Raw genomic sequence first — 18,752 nt, forward strand, 5'->3', positions numbered from 1 at the left:
CAGAATTATAGCGTACTGATTTTATTAAGTTTGTTGTTTTAGTCTTTCATCAGTATCTCAATGAATGCAGCGAATGCCGGCCGTGCAATCAAGACACCCATAGTGATGCCGACGATGGTCGTAAACGCAAAGCCCTTGATGAGTCCCGCGCCTGCAAATAAAAGGGGGATCATGGCAACCAGCATGGTGAAATACGTTCCCATAATAATAAAGAATGCGCTTCTGATACGCACGCGCCAGTCATACGCTTCAACCATTTTCTTGCCCTTCAACAGTTCATCAACAATGACAATCTGGTGGTCAACACCAGTTCCCGCAGCAATAATAATGCCTGCAATGGCGGAAATGTCAAGATTCCAGCCAACGACGGCGGCAAAGCCCATCAGCAGCACGATTTCTGAAATCATAGTAACCATAATAGGAATTGAAATCTTGATTTTTCGATAGCGGAGGAACACCACTACACCCACCGCAACTATTGCCAGCATGCCGACAAACAATGAATTTTTTATAAATCCCTCACCCAGTGAGGGTGAGATTGTGTCAATCTTGACCGTTTCAAGCTTTACCGGAAGACTTCCGGTAATAAGAATGGTCTGGAGCCGCTTCATGCTTGCCAGTGATTCAGTGAGTGCTCCTTCACGCGTGGTGCCCGAGCCACTGCCGCTGATTGAAATGTCAGTCACCGCGCGGCCCTGCAGCTCTGCGCCAATGTTCAGCTCGTCCACTTTTTCATCATCAAGATACAAATCAAGCTTTTGCTCAAGATACTTTTCGCCGTTGTCAGTCACAACTTTGAGCCCGTTGGTTATCTGCGCGTGTTTTTCTGCCGCTTCCGGCGTCAGCGAGATGGAGAACCTGAATCGGCACACTTCCATGCTACCGGTTTCCGTTGCTGCTTTGCCGCAGCCTGCTTGCGGGTCAATGCCTGCACATTCTGCGCTTCTGCACACATAGGTAATATCTTTTCCACCGACAAACGCCACCGTATCGCCGATTTTTGCCTCAAATTTTCCTTGTTTGCCGACAAGGTTCTTGACCTCTTCCTCGGTCGCGCCGGCGATTTCAATAAGAATATACTGGTTGCCGCTTAAGTCGGTTGTTTTGCGGATGATGACATCGCTCAAGCCGTACACATTCAGGCGCTGCTTCATGCCCTCAATCAGCGTGTCCATATCGTCGAAGCTCAACTCCTTTTCCGGCTTCAGGAGCACTCGGGTGCCGCCCTGCAGATCAAGCCCCTTGCGCAGGTTTGTTGTTGGCGCCGGATACACTTTAATGCCAATGTCTTCAGCAACTGGGTTGGTGGCATTTTTTGGCACCGACACTGTTTTTTGCACGACGGTGGTCATGTTTTGGAGCGTTCCATTGACTGTTTCTTCAGTCGTGACCGTTTCATTGACCGTGCGTTGTTCGCTTTCCTGCTGAACCGTAAGCCGGTACGTCCGCTGATCCGTGCGAATCAGGAGGGTATCGTTGAGCTTGAGGTCTTGTATCACATCATAATAATCATCAACATCTTTTATCGGTATGTTGTTGATTGACGCAATGACTTCCCGTGATGTTGGCGTTGCAGTTGACTTCGGGCTTTCCATGCCCGCCTTGAATGCGGCGCTGTCCTTTATGACTGTTCTGATAGCAACCCCTTCAACCCACGGCTGCGGTGAAATTGCGACGAGCGCAAAGACTAAGAAAATAAGCCAGATGATGATGCGCGTGTTCTTGAATGTTCTGCCGAGTTTTCCCATAGTTTAGTTCACACTGTTTGTTGTTGTTTTTCTTTCCGCTCAACATACCACCGGAGCAGCCCCGTGTTTTGAATCCAGGTGAATACCGTATCCACACAGATGCCGATGAAGATTATAGTCATAATCTGCTTGAGCACGTCTGAATCAGAGGCAAGCAATCCGACAATTACTGCGGTTGCTGTTGTTGCCGTTGTCGTCAGTCCGGTTTTGATGGCGCTGTAGATGCTCTCCATCACGCTCCCTTCTCGATGCAGTACTCGCGCGGCAAGCAGGATGTCCGAGTCAACCGAATAACCAACCAGCATGAGCAGCGCGGCAATGCCGCCGGTGGAAAGCTTGATGCCCAGAATGTTCAGGATAGCAATCGTCACCACAATGTCAGCAAAAGCAACTGAAATAACCGCGAGCGAAGGAATGAGAATCCTAAAATACAAGAGCACAACAATCGCCATGAAAACGAAGGCCAGTATCAACGCGGTAAAGGTTTGCTTGAAAAAGCTTGCACCAAGGCTGGAGCCGATAATTTCTGTGCTGTAGCCGTCTTTTTCCAGATTCAACTCCTGTGCAACGCGGTTGACAAATTCTTGCACCTGTGCTTCTTCAGTCACGTCCGCTTCAATAATCAGCCCGGTTTTTTTACCGGCGCTGCTAATCGCTTTTATTTCAATATCATTGGCAGGGAACGTGGTTGCTAACAGGTTTTTGAGCGTGTCTACATCGTGCGCTGTTGCCGGTATCGTCATGGTTACGCCGCCCTTGATGGAAACCCCTTTATGCAAGAAGTCACCAGTGGTGGCAGTCTGCACGCCAATCTGCACGAGCGCGAGGATGAGAATGATGAGCGGAATCCAGAGGAGTTTTTTGTACTGATCTTCATAGATGCGCTGATACCATGGGCGGTGGTCAAGAGCATGAGGTCGGGGATCGGGAGCAGACGATTCGTGTACTTTTACCGGTTCTTTTTTTCCCTGTTTGACTTCACGCAGTCGTGCCCGGTCGCGCCGCATTTTTTTCTTAGAAACAAACGGAGAAGAAGCAGTATCAACCGCTGACTGCCCTGATTGCCCATCTTCGTCTGCCATAGCCCGCCAAAACAAGGGCTGGTTTATAAAGCTTTTCGGAAGATATATATACCTTTTTATCAGCTACATTTCTATGGTAGATTATTGGAATTTTACACTTCCCAAAAAACCTTGGCTCCGCGGCGGCGTCATTGGCGCGGCTCTGTGCGTTGTGCTATTCTTATTTTACCTCTTTGTTTTTGTTCCACTAACTCATTCGGTGTATTCAGATCAAATTGCTTCAACAGGATTCGCACCAGAATGGACAACAAACATACCTCTGTATACCGGACACCTTATTGTTGCTTTTTATATAGAACCGTTGGGTGGTGAATTTGCAAGTTCTGTTTGTCCCAAGGAACCAAATTGTTACAGCTGGTCAGCAGCAGATTTCGTACCGAATTGCGCAACGCCGTGGAAGATGGAAGGACAGAATGGATGCTGTACTGGATTGGCTTATGTGCCGAAAGAGCCATGCGCACAGTATGTGCAGAATGGCACAGGCATTGCCTTGAGCCTGCTTCTTGTCGGGATATATTTTGTTGTCGGCGCAGGTGTTGGGTGGGGGTGGGGAAGAAGAAAAAAATAATTATTTCTTGTCTTTGAGCTCAATCGCCGCCTTCACCAGCCCCAGAAACAGCGGCGCCGGCTTGAGCAGCGTCGATTTGAGCTCAATATGCCCTTGGCAGCCGACAAAATAAGGATGCGCAGACTCCGGCAGCTCAATAAATTCAACCAGTTTTCTATCCGGGCTCATGCCGCAGAGCACCATCCCGTTCTTTGTCAGAATGTCGTGGTATTCCGGATTGACTTCGTACCGGTGGCGGTGGCGCTCGCTATTGGTTGAATCAGCGTATGTTCGGTGCATGACGCTGCCGGGCGTGAGATGTGCCGTGCATGCACCGAGTCGGAGCGTGCCGCCCATGTTTTGGAGATTTTTCTTTTCAGGAAGAATACAAATTACGGGATGCAGCGTGCTCGGGTCAACTTCAGTGGTGTTTGCTTTTTCTAGCCCGCAGACATTGCGGGCGAATTCAACCACGGCTAGCTGCATACCATAACAGATTCCAAGATAAGGAATTTTATTTTCGCGGCAGTAGCGTATTGCTTTTATTTTTCCCTCGACACCCCTACTACCAAATCCGCCGGGCACAATCACGGCATGCGCACCATTCAGCAGCTCTTTGAATTCGTTTTCATTATACTCTTCAGTTTCGCTTGTCTCAACCCATTTGAAATTTATTTTGTAGCCGGTGTGCGCACTGCAGTGGTTCAATGCTTCAGCAATGCTTGCGTAGGAATCTTTCAGCGCCGTGTATTTGCCGCAAATCGCGATGGTGATGTCCTTGCCAAATGGGTCAATATTATTTGCCAGCCGGTTCCATTCCTCATTGTGTGGCTCAATCGTGATGCCGAGTTTCTTGCTGATGATGCCGAGAATTCCTTGTTTTTCAAAAATTGCCGGAATCTTATAAATGTTATCAACATCAATGCCGCTGATGACCGCGCTTGCTTCCACGTCGCAGAACGTGGCAATTTTTTCCTTAATTTTGTCCGTCAAAAATTCTGCGCACCTGCCGATGATGATATCGGGCTGGATACCCTTTTCGCGCAGTAGGTTGACGCTCTGCTGGGTTGGCTTTGATTTTTGCTCGTCAACACCGGATGGCTTCGGAATGTAGGTCAGATGCACATACAAAACGTTTTCCCGGCCTGCGTCTTTTTTCAGCTCGCGCGCCGCTTCGATATACAATTCGTTTTCAACGTCGCCGACCGTGCCGCCGATTTCAATCAGCACAATCTCTGCGTTTTCTTCGTTGGCGATTTCAAAGAAGTGTTCCTTGATGAGGTTGGTGACGTGCGGAATCATCTGCACGGTTTTTCCCAAATAGTCGCCGCGGCGTTCCTTGTCGCGGATTTTTTCAAAGACCTTGCCCATGGTAAGGTTCCATTTTCCTTTGCACGTGACGCCGAGAAAACGCTCATAGTGGCCGAAGTCCATGTCCACTTCCGTGCCGTCGTCGAGCACAAAGACTTCGCCGTGCTCCACAGGATTCATCGTGCCCGGGTCAACATTGAGATAGCCGTCACACTTGACCGGGATTATGTTGAACTGGCGCGAAAGAAGATTGCCAATGCTGGCGGTCGCAATGCCCTTGCCGAGCCCCGACAGCACGCCGCCGGTGACCACGATAAATTTGGGTGTTTTTTGAGGGTGCATTGATGAGGGAAGAAGCCAGGGGTATTTATAGTTTTGCGTAGTAAATTATATAAACATCTTTGTATTCCTTTTTTCCATGTCCCAAAAACTTAGCGTCCAAGGCATTACATTCGCCGCAGGCATCATGTGGGGCGCTGCCATTCTTTTTCTCGGCGTGCTCGCCACGCGCGGCCACGGCCTGCCGTTGATGCAAGCATTTGCATCCTTATATCCTGGTTATCAACCAACTTTTTTCGGCGTGCTCATCGGCGCAGTGTGGGGCATGATTGACGGCTGCATTGCCGGCGCGCTGTTTGCGTGGGTGTATAATCACTTTGTGAGATAACGGATTGAGCAGTACTTTTTTAACGGATTATTTTTCTCTTCATCTCAAATGCATAAAATAACAGGTCATGGTATTGTTCTTTCGGTTGCATCCGTTCAATAAACGGCACATACACTTTGTAGGCATCTCCTCCTAACTCAACCACCTTTTTTGCTATATAATCTGAATAACCTTTAGCCCATCTTTCCAATTTCGAAAATTCCCATATCGCTTCTCCTTCTTTTGTCCAATCGCCCGCCCATCTTTGAACTGAAGGAATTTCTACTCCTCCCACTGTTTCAGGATGATGTAATAAATAAGATTCACCAAGAATAAGAGCGGGTATGAGGTCTCGGTCGTCCAGAAGCTCAACTCGTTTGATTGTTCCTAAACACAGCTGAGGTACTGGATCTAATGGATACAGTCTTTGGTTTTGGTGGGGAACATATACCGTTTCAAAAAGAATTAACAAACCCGGCTCTATTAAACTGGTCCATTGCTCGAGTCTTTGTTCTTTTTTTCTTTGTTTTCGTTCCTCATTTTTTTGTGTTTCTTTCTTTTCTTCTTCGATCCTACGGAGTTCTTCCTCCCACCTACGGAGGATGTAGTTAGGCAGGACCATCAAACCAACCTATTTCCCGATCATCACAAACAATCCTGCCTGGTAATCAGCTGGTTTTCCCGTGCCCAGTGCTGTATCGACGCCAATGCCGGCGATGAATCCATCAACCAACTGATATCCAAGCCGTGCGGCAACTTTTGTTCCGAGAAATTTGTTGCTCGTTGTCTGAGTTACTGTTTCAACGCTTAAGCTGATATCATCCATTTTGAATTTTGGCGTCAGGTGCAGTTCTCCAATCTGTACATTCCCAAAACCTACCCGTGCTGCAGCATAGAGTGCAAACGTATCAGTAAGTTGGCTGTATCGTTCAGCTGCAGCCACGGGAAAAATATCTTCGCCTACAAACCGTGCCTGTCCGCCGAGCCGAACATCGTAGGGCAAGCCAAGCATTACCTCATTGATTGTCAATCGTTTCCCAATAGTCTTTCCATTATAATCTGTTGCTGGCTTATCTCTCAAAAAATACCATGGCTTTAACGGAACATCATCAAGTGTCACGCGTGCTTTGATGTCCCGCTTGATGCCTTCACTGTGCGCAAACGCCTCGGCACTTGCTTTGACAGAAGAAGCCGCATGCACTGCCGGTGTCGTGAGAGCGAGCAGGGTGATGAGTGTTGCTTGTTGTTTGTTCATGATAGTCTCCTCACTACCTCTTTTCTGTCATGCAAGTTGTCCGCCCCCTTTTATACATTACCTCACCCTAAGGGGGGAGAAATGGAAAGACTTAAATATCTACTTTCTTTTCCCCCCATAATGAACCATTCCATCCTCGAATCCATCGGTCTGACCAAATCAGAGATCAACGTGTACCTTGCCTTGTTGGAGCTCGGCTCCTCAACCACCGGCCCGATTGTCGATAAATCACAAGCAGCAAGCTCGAAAATCTACGAAATCCTCGACCGGCTTGCGCAGAAAGGCCTTGTCAGCTATGTCATCAAGGCAGGCACCAAATATTTTGAAGCAGCAGACCCCCAGAGACTTCTTGATTATGTGCAGGAAAAAGAAGAGCAGCTTAAGCAACAAAAACATGAATTAGCTACGGTTCTTCCCGAGCTCAAATTGAAACAAACGCTCTCAAAATACAAGAGTGAAGCGCAGATTTACAAAGGGATGAAGGGGCTTGATACTGCGTTCAAGGATGTGTTTAAAGTGTGCAAAAAAGGAGATGAACTGTATGTCTTTGTTGTTGGTGAGTTGGATGAGCGACTCAATGCGTTTTTCATCCGCCAATACACAGAACGCGCCAAACGCGGCATCACGACAAAAACTATTTTTTCAGAAGCGGGAAGAACATATTACGAATCACGAAAAAATCTGCCCTATTTTGAAGGGAAAGTTATCGGAACAACTTCATCGCCGGCAACCGTCCAAGTCTATGGCAATAAAGTTAACTTGCGCATTGGCGGCGCAGACAATGTCGTGTGCATGATTATCGATAACAAACAGCTTGCGCAATCATTTAAAGAGCAATTCGACGCACTCTGGAACCAAAAAGTCCACGTCTTTGAAGGGCAAAAACAGGCAACGCTCTTTTTCAAAAATATTCTCACTGACCTGCATGCAGGCGATGAATACTTTGTCATTAATGGAAATTATGGCGGGCTTAAGGTATTGCGAGATTTTTTTATTGCCTACCATCCTCAACGCAGTGCGCTCGGCATTAAAGCACATTTTTTGTTTAATCAAAACGTCAAAAAGCATGTTCACAAACTTGCGTTGCCTCCAGCAGAATACCAGTTTCTTCCACCCGACTTCAAGTCCCCTCTCCAAATTTCATTCTATAAAAACAAGCTCTACATTTCGTTGTGGGAAGAAAATGCCATCGGCTTTCTCATAGAAAGCGAACGGCTCGTCAAGGCGTTTAAGGCATACTTTGATACGCTATGGAACCAAAAAGGCATCAAAAAATAATCTTCCACAGTCCTGACCACACCGCCCATCCGTCAAACGGCGGTATCGGCAGCATGTTGAAGAAGAACAAGAACATGTTAATTTTTGCCGTCAAAAACCAGACCTTGTGCCATTTCTGCTCGCCGATTTTCTGCTTGTACAGCTGGCGTGCTGCCAGCCAGAGCACGAGATTAACACCCGGCCCGGCAAAGGCAATCAGCGTATTCTGGAAAACTGTTGACGCGCCGCTGTGGGACACATAGCCCGGCACGAAAAAAATAAAGCCGAAGTTCACCATTTTCAGAATAACGCCAAGCAGCAAAAAGCCATAGCTTGCGTGAAACGTCGCCGCGAGCCCATATCCCAGCGCAACAATTTTGTGGCCGAACTCGTGCAAAATAACGCCCGGCGCGGTGATGAGCGCAGCGTACCATAATTCGCGCCAGTTAAACTTCACCGGATACTGATAAGCGCTCACGGCAAAGGAATCCTTGAAAATATAGCCCAGCGCAAGTGTCATAATAATGACGTCAACAATCTCACGAAGGGATATAATCATGGCATCTACCGCTCTGCTGGTGCATTGGTGATATTGGAATCGGAATCGTCCGGCACGGTTTCATCCACCATACTGCCAGTAATGCTCGGAGCAGTGGCATCAGCAGCATTCGTATTTGCCGCGAGTCCGGTCACACTTCCGGCGCCAACTTCTGCATTCACATTCATGTCTTTGACTTTTTGCAGCACGGTCCACGTGCCAATGGCTGAAACCATAATCGCCAGTACCAAGAGCACGGCGATGGTTGAATTTGGAACTTGCGCTTTCATACAACACCTCAGTTTTGCTTTCCTTTTGGGGTTTTTAAATTTTCTGCTGTTCGCCACCATAATCATTATTAACCCGTTCCCGTTGCCGATCTTCATGGCTCTTTTCACCCAAAAATATGCGCCGAAAAAAAACAGCGACATCGTGGGGCAGGACCACGCCATTGCGCAGGTGCAGTTGTTTATCAAGAATTTCAAACAACAAAAACACCGCTGCCTGATTCTCCATGGCCCTGCAGGGTGCGGCAAAACTTCTATCGCACATGTTGTTGCGCATGGAGAAAACCTTGAGCTCGTTGAGCTGAACGCCAGCGACGTGCGCAACAAAGAGGGCATCAGCAGTGTACTCGGGGGCGCGCTGAAACAGCAGTCGCTGTTCTTCCGCGGCAAAATTATTCTTCTTGACGACATTGATGGCATTTCTGGCAGCGGCGACCGCGGCGGCGTTGCCGCGCTCCTTTCACTTCTTGAAACCTCTTCTTTTCCTGTTATTTGCACCGCCATCGATCCGTTTGCAGACAATCTCAAACCGCTTCGCAAAGCCAGCACGCTGGTGGCGTGCGCGCTCTTGGATTACGCATCGATTTCATCGCTGTTGACCACGATTTGCGCCGCGGAAAAAATCACTGCAGACCCCGTTGCCCTGCGGACGCTGGCGCGGCACGCCGGCGGCGATGCACGCGCGGCGCTCAATGATTTATACACGCTCACCGGCGGAACACACACGCTCACCGCCGCTGAAGTTGCTGGCTTGGATGCGCGCGAACAGCTCGAATCAATTCCGAATGCGCTCCTCAAAGTATTCAAGACCAAACAGCTCGACATTGCCCTCCACGCATTTGATTTGGTTGATGAAGAGCCCGATCAAATCCTGTCGTGGATTCAAGAAAACCTGCCGCACGAATATAACCGGCCAGCTGACCTTGCGCGGGCATACGATTACCTTTCAAAAGCAGACATTATGCGACGGCGGATTCGGCGCTGGCAATACTGGCGGTTTCTCGTGTATGTGTCTGCGTACATGACCGGCGGCGTTGCCGTGTCAAAGGATGAAAAAAATCATGCCTTCATCACCTACAAGCAAACCATGCGCGGCCTGATGATCTGGCAAGCAAACATGAAATACACCAAGCGAAAAAGCATTGCTGAAAAACTTGCTCCTGCGCTGCACACGTCGTCAAAAAACGTGGTGAACAATGTTATCCCTTACTTGCAGGGGATGTTTAGAAATACAACACCTCGCAGTACCCCGATGACTGCGCAGATTGCTACCGAATACGAATTGGACGACGATGAGGTTGCGTGGCTGAAGGGGAAATAGCAACAAATTATATAAACCCCTGTTATCCTCTGTGGTTTATGGCAGAACCCTCAAAAGAAAAAGAATCAAAAACACCAAAACTGCTCTCCATCGAAGAGATGGCCACGTTCTGCAAAGCCAAGGGCTTTGTCTATTTATCTGGAGAGATTTACGGCGGGCTTGCCGGCTTCTTTGATTTCGGCCATCTCGGCTCAGAGCTGAAAAAAAACATCAAGCAGGAATGGTGGAAGCACTTTGTCCAGTCCCGCGAAGATGTTGTCGGGATTGACGGCAGCATCATCACCAATCCAGCAGTGTGGAAGGCATCCGGCCACGTTGATTGTTTTGAAGACATCATGGTCGAGTGTGAAAAATGCCACGCCCGCATCCGCGGTGACCACCTTATTGAAGACCGGCTGAAAATTCAGGCAGACGGCCTTTCTAAAGAAGACATCACCAAACTCGTCATTGAAAATAAAATCAAATGCTCCTGCGGCGGCGCGTTTGCAGCGGGAAAACAATTTAATCTCATGTTCTCCACGAATGTCGGGCCGGTTGAAACCGCAACCTCAAAAGCATATCTTCGCCCGGAAACAGCCCAGCTCATGTTCACGAATTTCCGGCTCGTTACTGAACACGGCCGCATGAAGCTTCCGTTTGGCATTGCCCAAATCGGGCGGTCGTTTCGCAACGAAATTTCGCCGCGGGATTTTCTGTTCCGATGCAGGGAATTTGAGCAGATGGAAATAGAATATTTTATCCATCCTGAGCGCGTGCAGTGCCCGTTTATTGGCGAAGTCCTTGAAACATCGCTTCTTATCTTTTCAGCAGAATCACAGGACAAAAAACAAAAAGCCGTTGACCTGACCATCAAAGAAGCCCTTGACAAAGGCGTTATCAAAAGCCAATGGCATGCCTACTGGCTCGCAACATCGTTCAATTGGTTCATCAAGCTCGGTGCCAACCAAAATAACTTCCGCATTCGCCAGCATCTCCAGACTGAAAAGAGCCATTATGCCGTCGATACGTGGGACCTTGAATATAATTTTCCGTTCGGCTGGAAAGAATTGCAGGGCATTGCCAACCGCGGCGACTTCGACCTGAAACAGCATATGCTCCATTCAAAAGTTGACCTCTCACTGTTTGACGAAGAAACACAAAAAAAAGTTGTCCCCCACGTTGTTGCCGAGCCGTCGTTCGGCGTTGAGCGCACGTTTTTGGTGTTCCTGTTTGATGCATACAATTATGATGCCGAGCGGGGAAATGTTGTGCTGAAACTGCATCCCAAACTCGCGCCGGTGCACGTTTCAGTTCTTCCATTGGTCAACAAGCTCCACGACAATGCGCGAGAACTTTTCGCCAAGCTGAAAGATTATTTTGTGTGCACCTATGACAAATCAGGCAGCATCGGAAGAAGGTATGCCCGCAACGACGAAATCGGCACGCCGTACTGCGTCACGGTTGACTTTGAAACACTGCAGGATCATGCAGTTACGATTCGTGACCGCGACACCACGGCGCAAAAACGCATTCCAGTTACCGACCTTATCCGTGTTATCGACGACCTTATCAGCGGAAGAACAACATTTAACAACATTTAATAAGCTCTACTGCTCAAGAGGGCATATGGGAAGAATTAAAAAAGAGGCGATACGTGCAGCAGGCTACACTCTTCTCGTGCTTTTTTTCTTTGCCGCCTTGCTCCTGCTTGAGGGCACGCCAAGTAATGCCAACGGTATTACCGGATTTCAGGTTGCTGATGTTGAGCAAACCCTGACGACGGGAACGCCTGTGCCTGAAGACTTGCTCGCCCAAGTCAAGGCATTTGCCAACAGCTTTCCGCTGACGAAAGATGTTGGCGACGGCGCTGAAATCTGCCTGCTCATTGACTTCGGCAACAACAATGTTAAATCATTTGACCTCTTCAAGGATGGCGGCGTTGTTGAAGTGACCGAGTCAAAATACAGCACCTACTGCAACAATGATCCGAACAATCAAGGCAGTGAAGACTTTGTCATACAGTACGTTGATTACGCTTCTTTCAAAGACCACATCACGAATCCGACGTGCGACAAATTCAAAAATAATGGGCAAGGAAATGACTTTTATTATCTCCCCTCCGAGTTTGTAAAACTCGGCGGCGACGCGGTATGCAATCGGGTGTTCCAAGTGCGCTACTGCCCTGCAATCAGCCAGTGCTTGAGCAACAGCGACCTTGCGCAGATGGGAATGGACTGCTGCATTGAGAAAAAAGGCCTCTACCGAATTCCCGGCTTTGGCACGTGGCAGTTTTACGCAGCTGCTGGTGTGTTTTTCGTTGTACTCTTTGGCATGGTTCTTTTGCTGATTCACTTCCGGCACAAAGAGGCGCAGATTGAGAAAAAAGAAGCAACCTACCACGCCGGCCAAATTGAAGAGTACATTCTCAAAGGCATGAAGACCGGGCACACTGAAGACGAAATCCACCAAAAACTGCTCGACGCAGGGTGGGATGAAGAATTTATCACACCGGTGTTTGAAAGCGTGCGGATGCAGAAGAAGAATTAACGGAGATAATGCCTGTCAAAAATTCTTTGCGCTTCGGTATCAATCATTCTTCTCAACGTCCTTCCAGTGTTATACACCGTGCGCACCACTGCTTCCAATCGTCCGTCATGGGCAAAATCGGTTTCAAGTGGGTGGTACGCGAACACGCCGGTATCCAGCGCGATCAATTTCACTCCATGCTCTTCCTGCACTTCGCCAACCATTTTTTCCACAATCCTGTACCATACTGCATCTAATCGTCTATCTGCAGCGCGTGTTGTTGATTCCAAACGAATATGGTCTACATACGCACCGTCTCCCGGCACGTCGTGTACCTGTACCGTGCTGTACACATGAAAATCATTATTCGCTTCATGAAACTGCACTGAACGCTGGGGCGTTTTCAACGCTGCTTGGTCGTCATTGCTCGGTGACCACGTTCCTTGCACAACGCGGTTGACCGTGGCTACAAGGCGTGGGAGGAGGATAATTGGTTCTGTCATACACTTCTCACAACATCCACTCCTTTATAAGAATTATTATGCTGGAACAAAACCATCAGCGTAAACTTTATATACCAACACGTTCGCCCAAAGGGATATGCCAATCGCAGACCTCAAAGCAGGACAGGGAAAAGTTGACCTTACCGTCGACATTACTGAAAAAGGTGACGTGCGCACCTTCGCGAAATTTGGCAAGGAAGGCAGAGTATGCAACGCAACGGCAAAAGACGCTTCTGGTGAAATAAAATTAAGCCTCTGGAACGAACAGGTTGACCAAGTCAATGTCGGCGACAAAATCAAAATTACGAACGGCTATGTCAGCGAATGGCAGGGCGAGAAACAGCTCTCCACCGGCAAGTTTGGCACACTGGAAGTCGTGAGCAAGGGCGCAGGTGCAGCGCCTGCAGAATCAGAGCCGGCACCAAAAGCTGCGAAGAGTGAAGAAGACGATTTGTTTGAAGAAGAGACAGTTTAAGATTCTAAGCCTTCTCAAAAATATAATTGCCTACTGCCCTCCACGTTCTTTTGTATTCTGCTTCACTTCGCACATAGTCACGTAATGGTTGGTCACGAAACGGCACGTACATGCCGCCCGGCATAAGGCATCGCCGTATTTCATTCACTGCTGAAAAAAGATCAGTAGTGTACGGTACACGGTTCAGTTGAAATGTTCCCGCACAGTTCGGAAGGGTGTAGTCATACAAGAGCGCAGTAAAAACCATGCCGAGCGTGTCGTTCTGGAAAGGCAAGCGCTTTAGGTTTGCACATACCACTCCGGGTGCCGGCGTGAGAATTGCACGGTCGCAATCAACTGCTATCACTCTACTATCAGGGAACTCAACCCGCAAAAACTCGGTAATGGAACCCGTGCCGCAGTTGCCATCGAGAATGATTTTTTCTTTTAGCCCTTCAATTTTTCCGGCATCAGTGAGTATAGTTTTCAGTGCGCGGACCATACACTCCGCAGTAGCCGAATCGGTATACAGGTTCATGTGTCTCGTTCATCAGCCGCTCCTATTTAAACCTTTCACTATCAACTCTAACTTTCTCTTTTTTTCTTCATTTTCAAAACCAATCTCTTTTTGAAATAATCGTATGCTTTCTTTTCTTCGTATCTTCATTCTTACGCCGACCGTCACTTTTCCATCTTTGCGCTTATTTTTTCTTCCTTCTAAAAACGGTTTTGTTGTTTTTATACCAAAATAAGACTCGAGCAACTTTTTTATATCCTTAAAAAAATTAATTCCATCTTTAACGAGAGATACCTCTTTAGACATTTTTATTTCTATTGCTTTTGAAAAACAATCGACACACCCTTCACAGGTAAACAACCGTTCGGCAAAACGGCGAAAACATTCTTTATCGTTTCGAATCCATGCGGGTATAACAAAACGTTGTAACACTTTATTCCCTGCAGGAACACCTAGACTATACATGTACCGTGCAATCTCTCTGTTATTAATCCCTAAATTAAATGAAACCCCGTATAGGTTTGTTTTATTTTCCCTGATTTTGCCTTTGTAACCAAAGAGCACGTTTATTTCGTTATTAAATCGCTCAAGTTCCGTAGTATCTTTTGAGGTATAATCCATCCTCCATTTTGGATGGCCTTGAAGATGCCCATCTCCCATAAGATCTCCAACAATCCCTGCTAATATCCTCTTCTTCATAAGGGGGCATGTATTGTTCCTGTTTAAATACCTGACGCGGGTGTTTGTCCAGTGTCCAGTGGAAAAGACCAAAAACTATATAAATCGTCCATAAGCCCTCTGGTTCAAGCTGAGTTATTATGGGAATGAGAAAACAATTGTTTTTTTGCCATTAACATAGCTCAGCCTGGGAGAGCACCACGCTGAAGACGTGGTTGTCGTGGGTTCAAATCCCACTGTTCCCATGGGGGACTCGCAAGAGTCCTTCTTTATTTTTCTCTTCCGATAAAAATATATACCTCCGGAGTTTCCTGTGCACATGGTTAAAAAATCATTACTCGATCGAGTGCATGATGCGACTCCCCTATCAGTGCCACTATTAGTCTGTGCAACATTTATCGGCGGAGGTTTGTATCTGGGCAGGTATCTGGATAAATTGGATGATGTACGTTGGTGTCGCCAAAAAACATACAGCTCATCTGTTTCTGGCAACACTTTCGACCCTGTAACTGTAGCGGGGCCTTTGACCAATCTGTCCTGTAATGAACTTTTTAACTGGGATACACCATCTCCCGTTGTGCGCTTTTTAAATAACTACGCTGCCGCTAAATATGGCATTCGATAAATCCGATACAATTTTATATTGGTGTTTGTTCTCTACTGTCAATGACTGACCAACCACTAACCGAACGACTTGATAGTGAAACTTCTTTAACAGGGTTCTTTGTAGGCGCTATTATAGTCCCCGCAGCACTTGTGGCAATAATGGCTTCTGCGGCTTACACCCAAATGAAAAGGCAGGATGTTGCCTATTGTCGCGGACAAATGAGTGCTTCGGCTGCGTCTGTTCAGCCAGTAGATCCAACAAAAATCTATGCACCCGAGACGGGTTCATCATGTGCTGACCTTTTTCGTTGGGAAACTCGTTATAACTCCTCTTATTTCTATATTAAGTAATCAGAATCATTTTCTTCCTCACTGCGCAATTCCTTTCAGTATAGTGACCGCGAGAATGTTGAAGAGCACAGTCACAACCGTTGCAATGACAATATACGTCAGCGTACTCGTGACCAAATTACTGCCGAGCATGTAGCGTTCGTTTAATTCATCAGCCCCATTCTCCACCCCATTCGTCATTATCGTCAAAATATATACAATCTGTACAACGTACAATCCGACCATGAACTGGAAGTAATACGTCGGCACGCTGTCGCCAAACAGCGAAAGCAATCCACCAGCTCCACCGCCACCGGTCTCCGCCAGTGTGCGCATCTGCGCGCCCAACTTTCCAAGAATCGTCGTAATCATCGACGTAATGCCAATGACAATGCCGGAAATCACCGGCGCCATGAAGCTAATCTGCGAGCGCATGGATGAGACAATGTCAGACAGCAAATCCTTCAAGCGTTCGTTGACTTTGTGAATTTCTTTCATGTAATTCGACACGTTAATCAGCGCAGAGGCTGCAATTTTCGGTCCTTTCTTTGCGCTTTCGGTGAGGACTTTCATGGACGATTCAATTACATCAGACGGATAGGCAACCAGTGCGCCGTACTGCGGGTGGAAAATCGCGTCTTCAACGCCCATGCCTTTCTGCGAAATATTGTTTGACACCGCGGCAAAGAACTCACCCGACACCGTGCCTTGCATGGTCTCTGCCACTTTTGCAAATGCAATCTCCACCGGTATGCCGTCGCCGATGCGGTTGCCAAGCTGGAACAGCGCCGAAGCAAATTCCTGCTCAAGCTGGCGGGACTTTTCACGGATTTGAATCACATTTTTCGAGCGCAGTTTGAAATACAATCCCATACTAATGCCAATTCCTACAATAATAAACATGCTCAACAGCGTTGCGCCGAGGCCATAGGGCCCAATGATCTCTCCACCAGGGCTGTCTGGCTTTGGCTGGGACAGGCGATAATCAAGCAGCGCAATTTTCGCGTTTTTGTCCTCCATCTTCGTCGTGGATGCAAGGTTCCAGTCGTTGGTAATGACAAAATCCCAGTGGTTATTTTTTTCAACGGGGTTATATACTGCTGCGTGGATAAGGAGGGGGGAAAGGCCGAGGAGCAGGAAGAACACTGCAAAAATCACCGCGACATACATCGGCTCAATAGACACTTCTTTTTTGCCGAAGTGGAAAATCATTTTCTTGAATTTCTTGACTTCAGGATTGTCAGAAATGTCCGTATCACCGTAGCCCGTGGGCCGCGTTGAGAGAATTTTTCTGCTCATATAATACACACCGAGCGGCAGCGCAATGTTGTACAGCGCAACGAGGTGGTACCATTTCACTTGGGACATGAAGCTGACGACCAGCGGAAGAATCACCAGTCCCAGAATCGGCAGAATAACACCCATCATATGGAGCATGGTAATAGGGGACTTGAGTTCCTGCGCGTAGTGCAACATTTTTTCATACGTGCCTTCAAGCATGGTTGAGAGAGCGCGGTCGAGCGTTCCCACCCGTTTTGTTTCGTCGCCCTCATACAGCGATGCCTCAATGAGGTGCATTGATTCGATAAACTCCTGCGCTGAATCTTTCCACGTTTCCAAATACGCATCCAGCGCTTCTTTGACTGACTCATATTTTTGCGTTTCAACATCCCACAATATTTTTCGCAAGTCCAGCGACAGCGGCGGCGTGAGGTGTTCGGTGGCAAAGCCAATTGCCCGCTCGAGATTTGAGGTATGGCGCATGTACGTCACAATATAAAAAATGCAGAGCACCATCTGGTTGCTTGCCTTCATCCGCCAGCTGTTGGCGAAGAATGTTGGGAGCGTTTGCAGCGGCTTGACCATAAGGTAACCACAGATGAAAAAGAAGAAAATAAAAAACGGCGAGTCGAGCAGCAGAAATCCAAGGAGTGCACCAACCAGCGCGATGGCAGTTGGTCCAAGAAACGCAAACGTGTACACCCCAGTTGGCGTTGCATTGAGGTGGCATATTTCAATATTTTTTTGGAGCTCGGCAAGCTTTTCCTTGGGCGGGCTTATCTTGACTATCTTTTCCGCGGTATTACACATCTTTTCATAGAACGTAAATTGTTTGGGTAGGTATTCTTTTTTGAACTCGCTGTACTCCCGGCTCATTATCTGCTTTTGCTCAACTTCCTCCTCGACCGTTGGTGGGGCAGCTGCTTCCTCGGCAAGCTTCTGTTTTGTGCGCTCAAGCACGCCGGAAATTTCGCCGCGCAGCTTGGCGCGCTCGTCTATCTGCTGCTCTTCTGCAATCGGCTTCTTGTCAAACAGCCCCATGGTCCCTCTTTTTTTAGATTATTTTAATCAATCATATCATTCACAATCATCGAACTCAATAACGTAATCACCGTAATGTACGTGTCAAATAATTCAAAACAGCTTGTCCCATACGATTTTTTGATTAACCACACAGTCCAAAATAAACTGATAATATACAAAGCCCCTTTTACCTGATTTTTCATACTTACAATACTCCCAATATTCGTAATATAAGCAAGATGCCTGCAACGATAACGATGGCCCACCCGATATACTCAACTGGTTTCATGAGGACCCCTCCTTTGAAGGATATTCTGTGTTTAAGATTTATAAATGTTGTTTAGAACCGGAAGGTTTTTTAAGAGGTGCCCGATTTTTAATGTATGTTACACCTCAATGAAGAACTTGACCTATTTTTGCCGGCGTTGTCATGGGTAAATCGATTTATTCCGGAGTTGTATACGCCTGTTTCTGTCAATGATTTTGTTGAAAATCGGCACTTGGTCAAGCCAACAAAAACAATTTTACCGCTCGGTGTGTTTTTTTATGGTGATGCGTTAATTGGATTTCGTAACGTTTCTTTTCGCCGAGGTGCAGAGGATACGCATACCTTGTATGATATGACTGATGAGATGGAAATCGAGATTTCTCCGGGGGCATTGGAAACCGTCACTACTCGGCATTTGACCCATACCGAGCTTACTCTTCCTGACGGGCGGCTTTTCAAAGCAGATGTGTTGTACCATCCCCAAACAGACAAAGCATATCTTTTTGCAGTTACCCGTTCCGGCCGACCCGCACGGAAAACAGAGCGAGCAGAATTAACCGATCGTCTCGAGACGCTGCGTGTGTACCGATAAACA

At 47.4% G+C, this 18,752-nt stretch carries 21 protein-coding genes; 10 read left to right on the forward strand and 11 right to left on the reverse strand.

Going from position 1 to position 18,752, the window contains the following annotated elements; all coding sequences use genetic code 11:
• Window positions 1–38: 38 nt before the first annotated feature.
• On the reverse strand, window positions 39–1,748 hold the full coding sequence (locus Q7R76_05515) for a hypothetical protein (GenBank protein MDO8643004.1): 1,710 nt from the start codon (window positions 1,746–1,748) through the stop codon (window positions 39–41).
• Between the two features lie 8 nt (window positions 1,749–1,756).
• A complete protein-coding gene (locus Q7R76_05520) occupies window positions 1,757–2,830 on the reverse strand; it encodes a protein translocase subunit SecF (GenBank protein MDO8643005.1) in 1,074 nt (357 codons plus the stop codon).
• A gap of 73 nt (window positions 2,831–2,903) precedes the next feature.
• Between Q7R76_05520 and Q7R76_05525 the strand changes: the two genes are divergently transcribed.
• Complete coding sequence (locus tag Q7R76_05525) at window positions 2,904–3,398, forward strand: hypothetical protein (GenBank protein MDO8643006.1); 495 nt, start codon at window positions 2,904–2,906, stop codon at window positions 3,396–3,398.
• Here the strand turns inward: Q7R76_05525 and pyrG are convergent, their stop codons facing one another.
• Window positions 3,399–5,030, reverse strand: a complete 1,632-nt coding sequence (gene pyrG, locus Q7R76_05530; GenBank protein ID MDO8643007.1) for a CTP synthase (glutamine hydrolyzing) — start codon at window positions 5,028–5,030, stop codon at window positions 3,399–3,401.
• A 76-nt stretch (window positions 5,031–5,106) separates the two neighbouring features.
• On the opposite strand from pyrG, the gene Q7R76_05535 reads away from it, so the two are divergent.
• Window positions 5,107–5,355 (forward strand): bacteriophage holin, encoded by a 249-nt coding sequence (locus tag Q7R76_05535; protein ID MDO8643008.1) that lies wholly within the window; start codon window positions 5,107–5,109, stop codon window positions 5,353–5,355.
• A 19-nt stretch (window positions 5,356–5,374) separates the two neighbouring features.
• On the opposite strand, the gene Q7R76_05540 is transcribed toward Q7R76_05535, so the two are convergent.
• The gene (locus tag Q7R76_05540; GenBank protein MDO8643009.1) at window positions 5,375–5,956 is read right to left on the reverse strand and encodes a hypothetical protein; all 582 of its coding nucleotides are present in this window, start codon (window positions 5,954–5,956) and stop codon (window positions 5,375–5,377) included.
• 9 nt (window positions 5,957–5,965) lie between these two features.
• Window positions 5,966–6,589, reverse strand: a complete 624-nt coding sequence (locus Q7R76_05545; protein MDO8643010.1) for a hypothetical protein — start codon at window positions 6,587–6,589, stop codon at window positions 5,966–5,968.
• A 120-nt stretch (window positions 6,590–6,709) separates the two neighbouring features.
• Between Q7R76_05545 and Q7R76_05550 the strand changes: the two genes are divergently transcribed.
• Complete coding sequence (locus tag Q7R76_05550; GenBank protein MDO8643011.1) at window positions 6,710–7,867, forward strand: helix-turn-helix domain-containing protein; 1,158 nt, start codon at window positions 6,710–6,712, stop codon at window positions 7,865–7,867.
• Here Q7R76_05550 and Q7R76_05555 read toward each other — a convergent pair.
• Entirely contained in the window at window positions 7,857–8,405 is a 549-nt protein-coding gene (locus Q7R76_05555) for a M50 family metallopeptidase (protein MDO8643012.1), read from the reverse strand. The two genes, Q7R76_05550 and Q7R76_05555, sit on opposite strands and share 11 nt — an antisense overlap.
• Window positions 8,406–8,410: 5 nt before the next feature.
• A complete protein-coding gene (locus Q7R76_05560; GenBank protein MDO8643013.1) occupies window positions 8,411–8,674 on the reverse strand; it encodes a hypothetical protein in 264 nt (87 codons plus the stop codon).
• Window positions 8,675–8,768: 94 nt separating this feature from the next.
• On the opposite strand from Q7R76_05560, the gene Q7R76_05565 reads away from it, so the two are divergent.
• The 3 genes from Q7R76_05565 to Q7R76_05575 are packed head-to-tail and all read left to right on the forward strand — an operon-like array spanning window position 8,769 to window position 12,518.
• On the forward strand, window positions 8,769–9,992 hold the full coding sequence (locus tag Q7R76_05565) for a replication factor C large subunit (GenBank protein MDO8643014.1): 1,224 nt from the start codon (window positions 8,769–8,771) through the stop codon (window positions 9,990–9,992).
• Window positions 9,993–10,030: 38 nt separating this feature from the next.
• Window positions 10,031–11,572: a glycine--tRNA ligase gene (locus Q7R76_05570; GenBank protein MDO8643015.1), complete on the forward strand. Its 1,542-nt coding sequence runs from the start codon at window positions 10,031–10,033 to the stop codon at window positions 11,570–11,572.
• A 25-nt stretch (window positions 11,573–11,597) separates the two neighbouring features.
• Entirely contained in the window at window positions 11,598–12,518 is a 921-nt protein-coding gene (locus Q7R76_05575) for a hypothetical protein (protein ID MDO8643016.1), read from the forward strand.
• Here the strand turns inward: Q7R76_05575 and Q7R76_05580 are convergent.
• On the reverse strand, window positions 12,515–13,000 hold the full coding sequence (locus Q7R76_05580) for a hypothetical protein (protein MDO8643017.1): 486 nt from the start codon (window positions 12,998–13,000) through the stop codon (window positions 12,515–12,517). The two genes, Q7R76_05575 and Q7R76_05580, sit on opposite strands and share 4 nt — an antisense overlap.
• Before the next feature lie 97 nt (window positions 13,001–13,097).
• Here Q7R76_05580 and Q7R76_05585 point away from each other — a divergent pair, with 97 nt between their 5' ends.
• Window positions 13,098–13,475 (forward strand): SOSS complex subunit B family protein, encoded by a 378-nt coding sequence (locus tag Q7R76_05585; protein MDO8643018.1) that lies wholly within the window; start codon window positions 13,098–13,100, stop codon window positions 13,473–13,475.
• A 4-nt stretch (window positions 13,476–13,479) separates the two neighbouring features.
• On the opposite strand, the gene Q7R76_05590 is transcribed toward Q7R76_05585, so the two are convergent.
• The gene (locus tag Q7R76_05590) at window positions 13,480–13,992 is read right to left on the reverse strand and encodes a class I SAM-dependent methyltransferase (GenBank protein ID MDO8643019.1); all 513 of its coding nucleotides are present in this window, start codon (window positions 13,990–13,992) and stop codon (window positions 13,480–13,482) included.
• 12 nt (window positions 13,993–14,004) lie between these two features.
• A complete protein-coding gene (locus Q7R76_05595; GenBank protein ID MDO8643020.1) occupies window positions 14,005–14,670 on the reverse strand; it encodes an LAGLIDADG family homing endonuclease in 666 nt (221 codons plus the stop codon).
• 298 nt (window positions 14,671–14,968) lie between these two features.
• On the opposite strand from Q7R76_05595, the gene Q7R76_05600 reads away from it, so the two are divergent.
• Both Q7R76_05600 and Q7R76_05605 read left to right on the forward strand, forming a co-directional pair.
• Window positions 14,969–15,274 carry a hypothetical protein gene (locus Q7R76_05600; protein ID MDO8643021.1) on the forward strand — a complete coding sequence of 102 codons (306 nt, stop codon included), beginning with the start codon at window positions 14,969–14,971 and terminating at the stop codon, window positions 15,272–15,274.
• 41 nt (window positions 15,275–15,315) lie between these two features.
• Window positions 15,316–15,606 carry a hypothetical protein gene (locus Q7R76_05605; GenBank protein MDO8643022.1) on the forward strand — a complete coding sequence of 97 codons (291 nt, stop codon included), beginning with the start codon at window positions 15,316–15,318 and terminating at the stop codon, window positions 15,604–15,606.
• An 18-nt stretch (window positions 15,607–15,624) separates the two neighbouring features.
• Here Q7R76_05605 and Q7R76_05610 read toward each other — a convergent pair whose 3' ends face one another.
• Window positions 15,625–17,907, reverse strand: coding sequence for a hypothetical protein (locus Q7R76_05610; GenBank protein ID MDO8643023.1), 2,283 nt, complete (start codon window positions 17,905–17,907; stop codon window positions 15,625–15,627).
• Window positions 17,908–18,272: 365 nt separating this feature from the next.
• Between Q7R76_05610 and Q7R76_05615 the strand changes: the two genes are divergently transcribed.
• Window positions 18,273–18,749, forward strand: a complete 477-nt coding sequence (locus Q7R76_05615) for a hypothetical protein (GenBank protein ID MDO8643024.1) — start codon at window positions 18,273–18,275, stop codon at window positions 18,747–18,749.
• Window positions 18,750–18,752 lie beyond the last annotated feature (3 nt).

The organism is Candidatus Woesearchaeota archaeon (assembly GCA_030651375.1).
Lineage (GTDB): Archaea > Nanobdellota > Nanobdellia > Woesearchaeales > UBA12501 > JAUSFM01.